The organism is Bacillus sp. FSL H7-0578 (assembly GCF_038630855.1).
Taxonomy (GTDB): Bacteria; Bacillota; Bacilli; order Bacillales; family Bacillaceae; genus Bacillus; species Bacillus safensis.
Genome location: NZ_CP152045.1, coordinates 1 through 14527, shown reverse-complemented (window position 1 = coordinate 14527; position 14527 = coordinate 1). Strand labels below are relative to the sequence as shown.

7 protein-coding genes, 2 tRNA genes and 3 rRNA genes are annotated in these 14527 nt (G+C 44.9%); all 12 read right to left on the bottom strand.

Translation table 11 applies throughout. The annotated features are described in order from the left end of the window. Positions 1–3: 3 nt before the first annotated feature. A 5S ribosomal RNA gene (gene rrf, locus MHB41_RS00060) occupies positions 4–119 on the bottom strand. A 61-nt stretch (positions 120–180) separates the two neighbouring features. Beyond that, a 23S ribosomal RNA gene (locus MHB41_RS00055) occupies positions 181–3111 on the bottom strand. Positions 3112–3209: 98 nt separating this feature from the next. Further along, a tRNA-Ala gene (locus tag MHB41_RS00050) sits at positions 3210–3285 on the bottom strand. 14 nt (positions 3286–3299) lie between these two features. After that, a tRNA-Ile gene (locus MHB41_RS00045) sits at positions 3300–3376 on the bottom strand. Between the two features lie 95 nt (positions 3377–3471). Continuing rightward, a 16S ribosomal RNA gene (locus MHB41_RS00040) occupies positions 3472–5020 on the bottom strand. The 16S, 23S and 5S rRNA genes sit together here with 2 tRNA genes alongside, the layout of an rRNA operon. A 364-nt stretch (positions 5021–5384) precedes the next feature. Further along, positions 5385–7889, bottom strand: coding sequence for a DNA gyrase subunit A (gyrA, locus tag MHB41_RS00035; RefSeq protein ID WP_034283649.1), 2505 nt, complete (start codon positions 7887–7889; stop codon positions 5385–5387). Between the two features lie 232 nt (positions 7890–8121). Beyond that, positions 8122–10038, bottom strand: coding sequence for a DNA topoisomerase (ATP-hydrolyzing) subunit B (gene gyrB, locus MHB41_RS00030; protein WP_217008753.1), 1917 nt, complete (start codon positions 10036–10038; stop codon positions 8122–8124). 57 nt (positions 10039–10095) lie between these two features. Beyond that, positions 10096–10341, bottom strand: a complete 246-nt coding sequence (locus tag MHB41_RS00025) for an extracellular matrix/biofilm biosynthesis regulator RemA family protein (protein ID WP_034283648.1) — start codon at positions 10339–10341, stop codon at positions 10096–10098. Positions 10342–10358: 17 nt separating this feature from the next. Then, on the bottom strand, positions 10359–11471 hold the full coding sequence (gene recF / locus MHB41_RS00020; protein WP_041105878.1) for a DNA replication/repair protein RecF: 1113 nt from the start codon (positions 11469–11471) through the stop codon (positions 10359–10361). Between the two features lie 16 nt (positions 11472–11487). Then, positions 11488–11703 carry a S4 domain-containing protein YaaA gene (gene yaaA, locus MHB41_RS00015; protein WP_144496518.1) on the bottom strand — a complete coding sequence of 72 codons (216 nt, stop codon included), beginning with the start codon at positions 11701–11703 and terminating at the stop codon, positions 11488–11490. 150 nt (positions 11704–11853) lie between these two features. Further along, positions 11854–12990 (bottom strand): DNA polymerase III subunit beta, encoded by a 1137-nt coding sequence (dnaN, locus tag MHB41_RS00010; protein WP_024424074.1) that lies wholly within the window; start codon positions 12988–12990, stop codon positions 11854–11856. A 196-nt stretch (positions 12991–13186) separates the two neighbouring features. Beyond that, positions 13187–14527 carry a chromosomal replication initiator protein DnaA gene (gene dnaA / locus MHB41_RS00005; RefSeq protein ID WP_024424073.1) on the bottom strand — a complete coding sequence of 447 codons (1341 nt, stop codon included), beginning with the start codon at positions 14525–14527 and terminating at the stop codon, positions 13187–13189.

Sequence of the window (14527 nt, the reverse complement as noted above, 5' to 3'; positions counted from 1 at the left end):
GAAGCTTGGCGGCGTCCTACTCTCACAGGGGGAAACCCCCAACTACCATCGGCGCTGAAGAGCTTAACTTCCGTGTTCGGTATGGGAACGGGTGTGACCTCTTCGCTATCGCCACCAAACCTGATGGAGAGAATGTTCTCTCAAAACTAGATAACAATGTTCATGCTTCACATTAGAATATAGGTTAAGTCCTCGATCTATTAGTATCTGTCAGCTCCACGTGTCACCACGCTTCCACCTCAGACCTATCAACCTGATCATCTTTCAGGGATCTTACTTCCTTGCGGAATGGGAAATCTCATCTTGAGGGGGGCTTCATGCTTAGATGCTTTCAGCACTTATCCCGTCCGCACATAGCTACCCAGCGATGCCCTTGGCAGAACAACTGGTACACCAGCGGTGCGTCCATCCCGGTCCTCTCGTACTAAGGACAGCTCCTCTCAAATTTCCTGCGCCCGCGACGGATAGGGACCGAACTGTCTCACGACGTTCTGAACCCAGCTCGCGTACCGCTTTAATGGGCGAACAGCCCAACCCTTGGGACCGACTACAGCCCCAGGATGCGATGAGCCGACATCGAGGTGCCAAACCTCCCCGTCGATGTGGACTCTTGGGGGAGATAAGCCTGTTATCCCCGGGGTAGCTTTTATCCGTTGAGCGATGGCCCTTCCATGCGGAACCACCGGATCACTAAGCCCGACTTTCGTCCCTGCTCGACTTGTAGGTCTCGCAGTCAAGCTCCCTTGTGCCTTTACACTCTGCGAATGATTTCCAACCATTCTGAGGGAACCTTTGGGCGCCTCCGTTACATTTTAGGAGGCGACCGCCCCAGTCAAACTGCCCACCTGACACTGTCTCCCTGCCCGATAAGGGCAGCGGGTTAGAAGGTCAATACAGCCAGGGTAGTATCCCACCGATGCCTCCACCGAAGCTAGCGCTCCGGTTTCCAAGGCTCCTACCTATCCTGTACAAGCTGTACCAACATTCAATATCAGGCTGCAGTAAAGCTCCACGGGGTCTTTCCGTCCTGTCGCGGGTAACCTGCATCTTCACAGGTACTATAATTTCACCGAGTCTCTCGTTGAGACAGTGCCCAGATCGTTGCGCCTTTCGTGCGGGTCGGAACTTACCCGACAAGGAATTTCGCTACCTTAGGACCGTTATAGTTACGGCCGCCGTTTACTGGGGCTTCAATTCGCACCTTCGCTTACGCTAAGCGCTCCTCTTAACCTTCCAGCACCGGGCAGGCGTCAGCCCCTATACTTCGCCTTACGGCTTCGCAGAGACCTGTGTTTTTGCTAAACAGTCGCCTGGGCCTATTCACTGCGGCTTCTCGGGGCTTTAACACCCTAAGAAGCACCCCTTCTCCCGAAGTTACGGGGTCATTTTGCCGAGTTCCTTAACGAGAGTTCTCTCGATCACCTTAGGATTCTCTCCTCGCCTACCTGTGTCGGTTTGCGGTACGGGCACCTCTCACCTCGCTAGAGGCTTTTCTTGGCAGTGTGGAATCAGGAACTTCGCTACTAAATTTCGCTCGCCATCACAGCTCAGCCTTTACGGGAAACGGATTTGCCTATTTCCCAGCCTAACTGCTTGGACGCGGATATCCAATACCGCGCTTACCCTATCCTCCTGCGTCCCCCCATTGCTCAAATGGTGAGGAGGTGGTACAGGAATATCAACCTGTTGTCCATCGCCTACGCCTTTCGGCCTCGGCTTAGGTCCCGACTAACCCTGAGCGGACGAGCCTTCCTCAGGAAACCTTAGGCATTCGGTGGACGGGATTCTCACCCGTCTTTCGCTACTCATACCGGCATTCTCACTTCTAAGCGCTCCACCAGTCCTTCCGGTCTGGCTTCACAGCCCTTAGAACGCTCTCCTACCACTGTTCGTAAGAACAGTCCGCAGCTTCGGTGATACGTTTAGCCCCGGTACATTTTCGGCGCAGAGTCACTCGACCAGTGAGCTATTACGCACTCTTTAAATGGTGGCTGCTTCTAAGCCAACATCCTGGTTGTCTAAGCAACTCCACATCCTTTTCCACTTAACGTATACTTTGGGACCTTAGCTGGCGGTCTGGGCTGTTTCCCTTTCGACTACGGATCTTATCACTCGCAGTCTGACTCCCAAGGATAAGTCATCGGCATTCGGAGTTTGACTGAATTCGGTAACCCGGTAGGGGCCCCTAGTCCAATCAGTGCTCTACCTCCGAGACTCTTACCTTGAGGCTAGCCCTAAAGCTATTTCGGAGAGAACCAGCTATCTCCAGGTTCGATTGGCATTTCACCCCTACCCACACCTCATCCCCGCACTTTTCAACGTGCGTGGGTTCGGGCCTCCATTCAGTGTTACCTGAACTTCACCCTGGACATGGGTAGATCACCTGGTTTCGGGTCTACGACCACGTACTCATGCGCCCTATTCAGACTCGCTTTCGCTGCGGCTCCGCATCTTCTGCTTAACCTTGCACGGGATCGTAACTCGCCGGTTCATTCTACAAAAGGCACGCCATCACCCGTTAACGGGCTCTGACTACTTGTAGGCACACGGTTTCAGGATCTATTTCACTCCCCTTCCGGGGTGCTTTTCACCTTTCCCTCACGGTACTGGTTCACTATCGGTCACTAGGGAGTATTTAGCCTTGGGAGATGGTCCTCCCGGATTCCGACGGAATTTCACGTGTTCCGCCGTACTCAGGATCCACTCTGGAGAGAACGACATTTCAGTTACAGGGCTGTTACCTTCTTTGGCGGGCCTTTCCAGACCTCTTCGCTTATATCATTCCTTTGTAACTCCGTATAGAGTGTCCTACAACCCCAAGAGGCAAGCCTCTTGGTTTGGGCTGTTCCCGTTTCGCTCGCCGCTACTCAGGGAATCGCATTTGCTTTCTCTTCCTCCGGGTACTTAGATGTTTCAGTTCCCCGGGTATGCCTTCTCATACTCTATGTATTCAAGTATGGATACTACTCCATTACGAGCAGTGGGTTTCCCCATTCGGAAATCTCCGGATCAAAGCTTGCTTACAGCTCCCCGAAGCATATCGGTGTTCGTCCCGTCCTTCATCGGCTCCTAGTGCCAAGGCATCCACCGTGCGCCCTTTCTAACTTAACCATTTCTTACTTTAGAAAGAATCACTATGTGTGATGAACTTTGCATTGCATTCAATGTGAATGTATTACTTATTGTTATCTAGTTTTCAAAGAACACGTTGGTGGAGCCTAGCGGGATCGAACCGCTGACCTCCTGCGTGCAAGGCAGGCGCTCTCCCAGCTGAGCTAAGGCCCCGATTTAATAGAAGATGGTGGGCCTGAGTGGACTCGAACCACCGACCTCACGCTTATCAGGCGTGCGCTCTAACCAGCTGAGCTACAGGCCCATCTTTCATATCGAAGATATGATGTTGTAGGATCTTTTGCAAGTTCCTTCAAAACTAAACAAGACGAAAACGTACGCTGCTCCATATATCCTTAGAAAGGAGGTGATCCAGCCGCACCTTCCGATACGGCTACCTTGTTACGACTTCACCCCAATCATCTGCCCCACCTTCGGCGGCTGGCTCCATAAAGGTTACCTCACCGACTTCGGGTGTTGCAAACTCTCGTGGTGTGACGGGCGGTGTGTACAAGGCCCGGGAACGTATTCACCGCGGCATGCTGATCCGCGATTACTAGCGATTCCAGCTTCACGCAGTCGAGTTGCAGACTGCGATCCGAACTGAGAACAGATTTATGGGATTGGCTAAACCTTGCGGTCTTGCAGCCCTTTGTTCTGTCCATTGTAGCACGTGTGTAGCCCAGGTCATAAGGGGCATGATGATTTGACGTCATCCCCACCTTCCTCCGGTTTGTCACCGGCAGTCACCTTAGAGTGCCCAACTGAATGCTGGCAACTAAGATCAAGGGTTGCGCTCGTTGCGGGACTTAACCCAACATCTCACGACACGAGCTGACGACAACCATGCACCACCTGTCACTCTGTCCCCGAAGGGAAAGCCCTATCTCTAGGGTTGTCAGAGGATGTCAAGACCTGGTAAGGTTCTTCGCGTTGCTTCGAATTAAACCACATGCTCCACCGCTTGTGCGGGCCCCCGTCAATTCCTTTGAGTTTCAGTCTTGCGACCGTACTCCCCAGGCGGAGTGCTTAATGCGTTAGCTGCAGCACTAAGGGGCGGAAACCCCCTAACACTTAGCACTCATCGTTTACGGCGTGGACTACCAGGGTATCTAATCCTGTTCGCTCCCCACGCTTTCGCTCCTCAGCGTCAGTTACAGACCAGAGAGTCGCCTTCGCCACTGGTGTTCCTCCACATCTCTACGCATTTCACCGCTACACGTGGAATTCCACTCTCCTCTTCTGCACTCAAGTTTCCCAGTTTCCAATGACCCTCCCCGGTTGAGCCGGGGGCTTTCACATCAGACTTAAGAAACCGCCTGCGAGCCCTTTACGCCCAATAATTCCGGACAACGCTTGCCACCTACGTATTACCGCGGCTGCTGGCACGTAGTTAGCCGTGGCTTTCTGGTTAGGTACCGTCAAGGTGCGAGCAGTTACTCTCGCACTTGTTCTTCCCTAACAACAGAGCTTTACGATCCGAAAACCTTCATCACTCACGCGGCGTTGCTCCGTCAGACTTTCGTCCATTGCGGAAGATTCCCTACTGCTGCCTCCCGTAGGAGTCTGGGCCGTGTCTCAGTCCCAGTGTGGCCGATCACCCTCTCAGGTCGGCTACGCATCGTCGCCTTGGTGAGCCATTACCCCACCAACTAGCTAATGCGCCGCGGGTCCATCTGTAAGTGACAGCCGAAACCGTCTTTCATCCTTGAACCATGCGGTTCAAGGAACTATCCGGTATTAGCTCCGGTTTCCCGGAGTTATCCCAGTCTTACAGGCAGGTTACCCACGTGTTACTCACCCGTCCGCCGCTAACATCCGGGAGCAAGCTCCCTTCTGTCCGCTCGACTTGCATGTATTAGGCACGCCGCCAGCGTTCGTCCTGAGCCAGGATCAAACTCTCCGAAAAAATACAAAACCGAAGTTTTGCTTTTCGCCAGTTTGACTGACTACCTATGAAGTTTCATAGGATTTTTTTATAAAAACTCGAATTAACAGGTACGTTTTGTCTTGTTTAGTTTTCAAAGAACTTGTTTGTCACTCTCTTAAAGCGACCACTTAAATATATCATATATCTCTATCAACAGTCAACATTTTTCTTGAAAAACATTTTATTTTTTTAAGAAGTTTCCACTGTAAAAGAGATAAAAAATAGAGCCTCTTTTTGCTCCTTTGAAAGATTAACACATATCTATGAAAAAAGCATTATAAATTTCAAAAAAACTCATGTTTTTTTAGAAAAAAATAAAGCCGGTGAAAAACCGGCTTTATTTTTACTCAGATTGCTCTTGATCTGACTCTATAGTTTCTACGTTTTCTTCACTATTCTCTTCATCATCTTCTTGTGATTGTTCAACTAATGCCACTGTAGCGACATGTTCATCATCACCTAGACGGATCAGACGGACACCTTGAGTGACTCGACCTGTTGTTGAAATGTCTGAAACGGCCATACGAATGATCACACCGCTTCCTGTAATAATCATCAAGTCCTCTTCAGCTTCAGCATTCGTCGCCTTCACTGCGACAAGCGGACCATTGTTGTCAGTGATTTTACATGTTTTAAGACCTTTACCGCCCCGACTTTGAACACGGTATTCTTTTTCAGGTGTTAACTTACCATATCCTTTTTCGGTTACAATCAATACGTTTGCATCTGGCTCAAGGATTTCCATCCCAACGACGATGTCATCTTCAGAAAGCGTAATTCCTTTCACGCCAGCTGCCGTACGCCCCATTTCACGAACATCTGTCTCGTCGAAACGAATCAGCATACCTTTTTTCGTACCAATGATGATTTGTTTTTCTCCATTGGTTAAACGGACAGCCATCAGTTCATCTTCGTCACGAAGACTTAATGCGATAAGTCCATTGTTTCGAATGTTGGCAAACTGAGACAATGAGGTTCGTTTTGATACACCATGTCTTGTTGTAAAGAAGAGATACGAATCTTCATCAAATTCGCTTACCGGAATAATGGCATTAATCCACTCTCCCTTTTCTACTTCAAGCAGGTTAATAATCGGAATCCCTTTCGCTGTCCGTCCGAATTCAGGAATCTCATATCCCTTCGCACGATAAACCTTCCCTTTATTAGAGAAGAAGAGGATCGTATCATGGGTAGATGTTGAAATCAGCTGTTCTACGAAATCATCCTCATTGGTTCCCATTCCCTGAACACCTTTACCGCCTCTTTTTTGACTGCGGTATGTTGATGCAGGCAGACGCTTGATATAACCATTATGAGTCAGCGTAATCACGATGTTCTCAACAGGAATCAAATCTTCGTCTTCAATTGTTTCAATACCTGCTGTCACAATTTCAGTACGGCGCGTATCATTGAAACGTTCTTTGATTTCTGTTAATTCTTCTCTAATGATTTCAAGAACTTTTTCATTGTCTGCTAAAATGGCTTTCAACTCAGCAATCAAATCAACAAGCCCTTTGTATTCTTCTTCTATCTTTTCTCTTTCCAAACCAGTTAAGCGCTGAAGACGCATATCAAGAATGGCCTGTGCTTGTTTTTCGGACAAGCTATAGTTCTCCATTAAGCCATTTCTCGCGATTTCAGCAGTTTGAGAGCTTCTAATTAATGCAATGACTTCATCTAAGTGGTCAAGAGCGATTCTTAAACCTTCTAGAATATGAGCTCTTGCTTCAGCTTTACGAAGTTCATATGCTGTTCTTCTGCGAATAATCACTTTTTGATGCTCTAGATAATATTCAAGACATTGTTTGAGGGACAAGACTTTCGGCTGTCCATCGACAAGTGCCAATAAGTTGATTCCAAATGATGTTTGGAGTGTCGTTTGTTTATAAAGATTGTTTAATAGAACGTGGGCGTTCGCGTCTCTTCGCAGTTCAATCACAATCCGCATTCCATTACGATCAGACTCGTCACGCAGATCTGTAATGCCATCGATCTTTTTATCGCGCACAAGATCAGCGATTTTTTCGATCAAACGGGCTTTGTTGACCTGATATGGAATTTCATTGATGACAATCCGCTGCTTACCGCTGGATGTTTCTTCGATGATAGACTTTGCACGTAATGTAATAGAGCCCCGGCCTGTTTCATATGCCTTACGGATTCCGCTTCGGCCAATGATTTGTCCCGCAGTTGGGAAGTCTGGTCCTGGAATGATCTCCATTAGTTCCTGTGTTGTCATTTCTGGACTTTGACTAATTGCCAGTACACCATCAATCACTTCACCTAGCTGGTGAGGCGGAATGTTGGTTGCCATCCCTACAGCGATACCTGTTGCCCCGTTGACTAATAAGTTCGGGAAACGAGCAGGCATGACGATTGGTTCTCTTTCACTGCCATCGTAGTTATCTTGATAATCAATCGTATCCTTGGTGATATCACGAAGGATTTCCATTGAAATTTTAGATAGACGCGCCTCAGTATAACGCATTGCTGCTGCACTGTCTCCATCGACAGAACCAAAGTTTCCGTGTCCTTCAACTAGCATATTTCGATAGTTGAAGTCTTGCGCCATACGAACCATCGCTTCGTATACAGCGCTGTCACCGTGAGGGTGGTACTTACCGATAACTTCTCCAACGATACGTGCAGATTTCTTAAATGGTTTATCACTTGTCATACCTAGGTCATTCATCGCATACAAAATTCTTCGATGCACGGGCTTCAATCCATCTCGCACATCTGGTAATGCACGCGAAACAATAACACTCATTGCATAATCTAAAAAGGACGTACGCATTTCTTGACTAATATTCACTTCGCGTACATTTGGTGTATGTTGTTCACTCACTATAAGAACCTCCCTTTACGTATCACATGAAATAAATTATGTGGGAGTAAAATATGTATTTATCTTCACAAGACTATTCTTCATTATATCAATAATCTCGGCTTTATACACATTAATTTACTAGAAAATCAACGAAAACACGGAAAACCAGGACATTCGTTTCACACCCCTGTTTCTTGAAAAACAACCTTATTCCAAACAAGAAATAAGGTTGTTCTCAGGAGGGATTCATCTAAATATCAAGGTTTTTCACGTATTGTGCATTTTCTTCGATAAAGTTCCGTCTCGGCTCTACTTTATCTCCCATCAGCATTTCAAATGTCTCATCAGCATCGATCGCATCCTCAAGTGTGACTTGAAGAAGTGTTCTCGCATCAGGGTCCATTGTTGTTTCCCAAAGCTGAGTAGCATTCATCTCTCCAAGACCTTTATAACGCTGAAGTCCAGGCTTTGGTGATTGAGGTAGTGATTTTAACAGCTCATCCAGCTGTTTATCGTTATACACGTACTCCACACGTTTTCCTTGCTGCACTTTATATAAAGGCGGCTGTGCAATATACACATAACCGTTTTCAATGATTTGACGCATGTAACGATAGAAGAATGTTAAGAGAAGCGTTCGGATATGCGCTCCATCTACATCGGCATCTGTCATGATCACAACTTTGTGATAGCGTGCTTTCTCTAAAGTGAAGTCTTCTCCGATTCCAGTTCCTAACGCTGTAATCATTGCACGAACCTCGTTGTTCGATAAAATTTTATCTAAACGAGCTTTTTCTACGTTTAGGATCTTCCCTCTTAACGGTAAGATCGCTTGGAAGTGGCGATCACGGCCTTGCTTAGCAGATCCGCCCGCAGAATCTCCCTCTACAATATAGAGCTCAGAGATGGAAGGATCTTTAGAAGAACAGTCCGCCAGTTTCCCAGGTAAGCTGGAGACTTCCAGCGCACTTTTACGTCTTGTCAGCTCACGAGCCTTTTTGGCAGCCATTCTTGCACGAGCTGCCATCAGTCCTTTTTCCACAATTTTTTTCGCAGAATCAGGATTTTCAAGCAAGAATTTCTCAAGTGCTTCTGAGAAAAGGGAGTCTGTGATGGTTCTCGCTTCTGAGTTCCCAAGCTTTGTCTTCGTTTGTCCTTCGAATTGAGGGTCTGGATGTTTGATCGAGATAATGGCTGTTAAGCCTTCTCGCACATCTTCACCACTTAAATTCGCATCCCCATCTTTGAATACGCCATTTTTACGAGCATAGTCATTGATGACACGCGTTAGACCGGTTTTAAAGCCAGCTTCATGTGTTCCGCCTTCATACGTGTTGATGTTGTTGGCGAAGGAATAGATATTGCTTGTATAGGAATCGTTGTATTGTAATGCCACTTCAACCGTAATTCCGTCTTTCTCACCTTCGATGTACACAGGTTCTTCATGAACGACTTCTTTTGAGCGGTTTAAATGTTCTACATAGCTCTTAATACCGCCTTCGTAGCAGTATTCATTTTTCCGCTCTTTGCCTTCACGCAAGTCTTCTATGATGATGTTTACACCTTTTGTTAAGAAAGCTAACTCACGAACACGGTTAGCAAGTGTATCGTAATCAAATTCAATGGTTTCCGTGAAAATTTCTGGATCTGGCACAAAGTGGGTTGTTGTCCCGGTTACATCTGTTTCACCAATAACCTCTAAATCTCCCACTGGAACACCGCGTTTGAACTGCTGATAATGAATTTTTCCGTCACGGTATACGGTCACGTCTAAGGTAGTAGATAATGCATTTACAACAGATGCCCCTACACCATGCAGACCGCCAGATACTTTATAACCGCTGCCGTCAAATTTACCGCCAGCGTGAAGAACAGTCATAATGACCTCTACGGCAGGACGCCCCATTTTCTCATGAATTCCAACAGGAATCCCGCGGCCATTATCTTTTACTGTAATGCTGTTATCCTTTTCAATTTGCACTGTAATGTCTGTACAATAACCAGCTAATGCCTCATCAATACTGTTGTCGACAATTTCCCATACAAGATGGTGAAGTCCTTTTGCATTGGTTGACCCAATGTACATTCCTGGACGTTTTCTAACAGCTTCTAGTCCTTCAAGCACCTGTATCTGATTTTCATCATAACTATTATGTTGCTGTTCCATTGCCACGTACATTCACCTACACTTTTCTTAAACGATATATTTATATGAATTGAGCTTTTAGACTTCAATTTCAATCACAAACGAAGCACGTTTTTTGAGCGTGCTTGAGGAAAGAGGAGAGTAATAAACAGACTCAGTTGTGACGACAATGGATTTGGGTGTCCCTTGTGATAACGAAATGATATGTTTCTCCTGTTTTTGTAGAAATTCTTCTACAACAGAAGACGACCTCATTTTGTAATCAACAATTGCGACAATCTCTCGTGTAGAAACAACACAATCATCACCTAAATGAATATACAAGACTCACACCTCATTTATCAGTCAATTACTTTTCCACTGGCTACTCTGAAAATTTCCGCTTCTTTCAGGGTGGCGTGATCGATGCCTTCAACACTTGTTGTGGTGACGAAGGTCTGTACTCGCCCCTGAATGGTATGGAGCAAATGAGACTGTCTGTAATCATCAAGTTCAGATAACACATCATCAAGTAGAAGAATAGGATATTCTCCGATTTCTTCATGTATCAGATCAATTTCTGCCAGCTTTAGTGAAAGAGCTGTTGTTCTTTGCTGCCCTTGAGAGCCATATGTCTGAACATCCCGGCCATTCACAAAGAAAAGCAGGTCATCTCTGTGAGGTCCCCACAGTGTCACCCCTCGGTCTATTTCTCTCTCTCTTAGTTTCTGAAACGATTCTTCATAGCTATTCTTTATTTTCGACAAGTCTGACGCTTCTGATACCTCTATTGCCGTCTGGTATTGGAGCGTGAGTGTTTCTAGCTCTCTAGAAATCCCAAAATGCAGCGGCTGCGCCCATTTTTCGAGCTGTTTCGTAAAAGTCAGTCGTCTTTTGACCACTTTCGCTGCCGCATCAATCAACTGCTCTGTTAAAATCTCCAGCATCGCTTGATCCGATTGCTTTCTTGTCTGCAATTGTTTCAAGTAATGATTCCGCTGAGAAAGGATTTTTTGATAGAGCGATAAATCATGCAAGTAGACAGCAGAAACTTGTCCAATCTCCATGTCGAGGAATCTTCTGCGGATTTGCGGGCTGCCCTTCACAAGACTTAAGTCCTCTGGCGCAAACATGATGGTGTTTAATGCACCAACATAATGACTGAGCTTCTGTTGTTCAATGTGATTGACCTTGCCCTTTTTCCCTTTTTTTGAGATCACGAGCTGCATTGGGAGTGGACCATTTTTTTTAATGACTCTACCTTCTATTTTAGCATAGTCTTGGTCCCATCGGATAAGTTCTTTATCATTTGACGTACGATGAGACTTTGCCATCGACAATACATAGATCGCTTCCATCAAGTTCGTTTTACCTTGGGCATTCTCACCGATCATAACATTCACCTTATTGTCGAATTGAAGCTCGGTGTGTTCATAGTTTCGGTATGAAGTTAACGCCAGACTTTGAATGTACATGTATTGTCACCCGTTTCTAATTCACAACTTGAAATGTGCCGTAACCTTCAATCTCGACAACATCTCCTGGGTATAGTTTGCGTCCCCGTCTATTATCTGGCTCTTGATTAATGAGCACCTCATGTTCACTTAAAAACCATTTCGCCATTCCGCCAGATTGGATGACTTCGGCTAATTTCAAAAACTGCCCTAATGTAATCATTTCTGTTTCAATGGTTATAAGATTAGGCATTGTATCGACCTCTTTCAATATCACTAATATCTAATTGTACTAAAAAACAAGACAAGAAGGAAAGGGGGAAAGCCAACTGGGATGAAAGAAAGCATGGAAAACGAGAAGAAAAGCTGCTGTGCACTCACACAGCAGCCATTTTAGTTTGAATTAATACGTTCTTACCGGAAGAATCAATTGCAAGATAGAATCATCATTCGGCGTACGCAGCAGGAACGGTCTCATTGCACCAGTGAAGCTTACATGAATATCTGTTCCCTCTAATACTTTTAACGCATCCAGCATATATTTTGGACTGAAGGAGATTTTAAGATCTTCCCCTTTAATGTCATCTGCTTGAACCGTCTCCACCACTTTACCGATCTCAGGTGAATTAGAAGAGATTTCAAGGCTTTGTTCAGGATCAGCTGACAGTTTCACGACATTATTACGTCCTTCTCTTGCCAAAAGTGATGCACGATCAATGGCTTGAAGGAACTCTTTCGTGTTGACCACGACATCCGTTTTACTTTCTTGCGGGATCAGACGAGCTGTATCTGGATAATTTCCATCCAGCAACCTTGAGAAGAACAGCACATTTTGTGCTTTAAAAAGAACTTGGGTTTCTGTAATGACGATGCTCACAAGATCTTGTCCATCATCAAGAATTTTACTTAGCTCTGTTAAACTCTTCCCTGGAATCACGACATTATACGAACTTTCCTCGTTAATATCTAGCTTCGCTTTTCTTAAAGCAAGACGGTGGCTATCCGTCGCCGTGCATATTAATTCACCTTTTTCCACCTTCCAGTTTACACCTGTCAAGATAGGTCGTGTTTCTGAGGTGGACACTGCAAAAACAGTTTGACGAATTAAGTTTTTAAGCAGATCTGTCGGAATTTGAAATGCATGATGCTCTTCAATTTGTGGAAGATGCGGATATTCTTCAGCATCTAAACCGTTTAGGTTAAATTCCGCTGAACCAGAGCGGATGATCGTCAGGTGATTTTGTTCTACTTCAATTTCGACAGTAGACATAGGCAGTTTCTTTACAATTTCACTAAAGAAGCGGGCTTGAAGCACAATACTTCCCGGACGATCAATGGTGATAACCTCTAAATCTCCATCTCTTTGAGGAATGAAAGATTCAATTGAGATATCAGAATCGCTTCCTGTTAGAGAAACCCCTTCATCAGACGCAACAATTTTAATCCCTGTCAAAATAGGAATCGTTGTTCTAGAGGATACGGCCTTTAATACATCTTGGACACTTTGGACAAGACGATCTTTTTGAATCGTGAATTTCATAGTGGTCCTCCTAAATTTTCTTAATGACATGTATATATATTTTATTAATAAAAATCGTAGAAGTAATAGTAGGGCTTGTGAATATGTGGATAAGTCATGAAAAAGAAAGGAAAGACAGCCTATCCACATGTGGACAGGCTGTGTATGACTATGCTCTAGTTATTCACATTTTCCCGTACTCATTATATCAGCTTGGTTATTTTAATTGTTCTTTGATCTCTTTGACATGCTGCTGAAGCTGTTCATCTTCAACAATTAATTTCGAAATCTTCTCATGAGCATGAATGACAGTCGTATGATCACGACCGCCAAATTCTTCTCCGATTTTAGGCAGAGAGGAATCGGTCATTTCTCTAGAGAGGTACATGGCAATTTGTCTTGGATAAGCAACTGACTTCGTACGTTTCTTTGCTTTGAAATCCTCTAATCGAATATTAAATTGCTGCCCTACAATTCTTTGAATATCTTTAATTGTAATGACCTTAGGCTTTGATGAAGGAATGATGTCCTTTAGCGCCTCAGCTGCTAGATCTGCATTAATGTCTTTATTAATTAAAGATGAATAAGCAACAACACGAATCAAAGCACCCTCCAGCTCACGAATGTTGCTGTCGATTTGATTGGCAATGTACAGCATGACTTCATTTGGAATGTCCAAGCCTTCTGCCTTTGCTTTTTTGCGCAGAATTGCGATGCGCGTTTCTAGATCTGGCGGGGTAATGTCTGTAATTAAGCCCCATTCAAATCGAGAGCGTAATCTGTCTTCAAGTGTCGGAATTTCCTTCGGAGGCCGGTCACTAGAAATGACGATTTGCTTACTTTCTTCGTGAAGTGTGTTGAATGTATGGAAAAACTCTTCTTGTGTTTGTTCTTTTCCTGCTAGAAATTGAATATCATCTATCAAAAGCACATCTACATTCCGATAGCGGTTACGGAAGTCGACAGCTTTGTTATCTCGAATTGAGTTGATAAATTCATTAGTAAATTTTTCAGATGATAGATAGACCACTTTGGCCGATGGATTATGGTCGATCACGTAATGACCAATCGCATGCATCAAGTGAGTCTTTCCTAAACCAACGCCCCCATAAATAAAAAGCGGGTTATATGCTTTTGCTGGTGCTTCCGCGACTGCAAGTGAAGCGGCATGAGCAAAACGGTTGCCTGAACCAATAACAAAAGTATCAAATGTATATTTTGGATTCAGCATATTTTGTGGAATGTCAACGGGCTCTTCTTTAGACATTTTTTTGATAGGAGACTTTGGCATGGCTTCCTCTTCGTCCTGATTTTGAGGAATAATAAATTTAATGCTGAGCTCTTCACCTGTTAGTTCATAGATGGTATCAGCAATTAAGTGAAGATATCTTGACTCAAGCCAATCTCTAGCAAATTCATTAGGTGCCGTAATTGTAAGCGTATCTCCCTGAAGAGAATGGGCTTTTGTCGATTTCATCCATGTCTCAAAACTGGGTTTGCTCAATTTTGTCTCTATTTTTTGAAGTGCTTTATTCCACAGATCCAAAATATTTTCCAT

What these genes read in the sequence shown, in the direction of transcription:
- gyrB (WP_217008753.1), bottom strand. Translation starts at nt 10,038, where the DNA reads ATGGAACAGCAACATAATAGTTATGATGAAAATCAGATACAGGTGCTT.
- recF (WP_041105878.1), bottom strand. Translation starts at nt 11,471, where the DNA reads ATGTACATTCAAAGTCTGGCGTTAACTTCATACCGAAACTATGAACAC.
- yaaA (WP_144496518.1), bottom strand. Translation starts at nt 11,703, where the DNA reads ATGCCTAATCTTATAACCATTGAAACAGAAATGATTACATTAGGGCAG.
- dnaN (WP_024424074.1), bottom strand. Translation starts at nt 12,990, where the DNA reads ATGAAATTCACGATTCAAAAAGATCGTCTTGTCCAAAGTGTCCAAGAT.
- dnaA (WP_024424073.1), bottom strand. Translation starts at nt 14,527, where the DNA reads ATGGAAAATATTTTGGATCTGTGGAATAAAGCACTTCAAAAAATAGAG.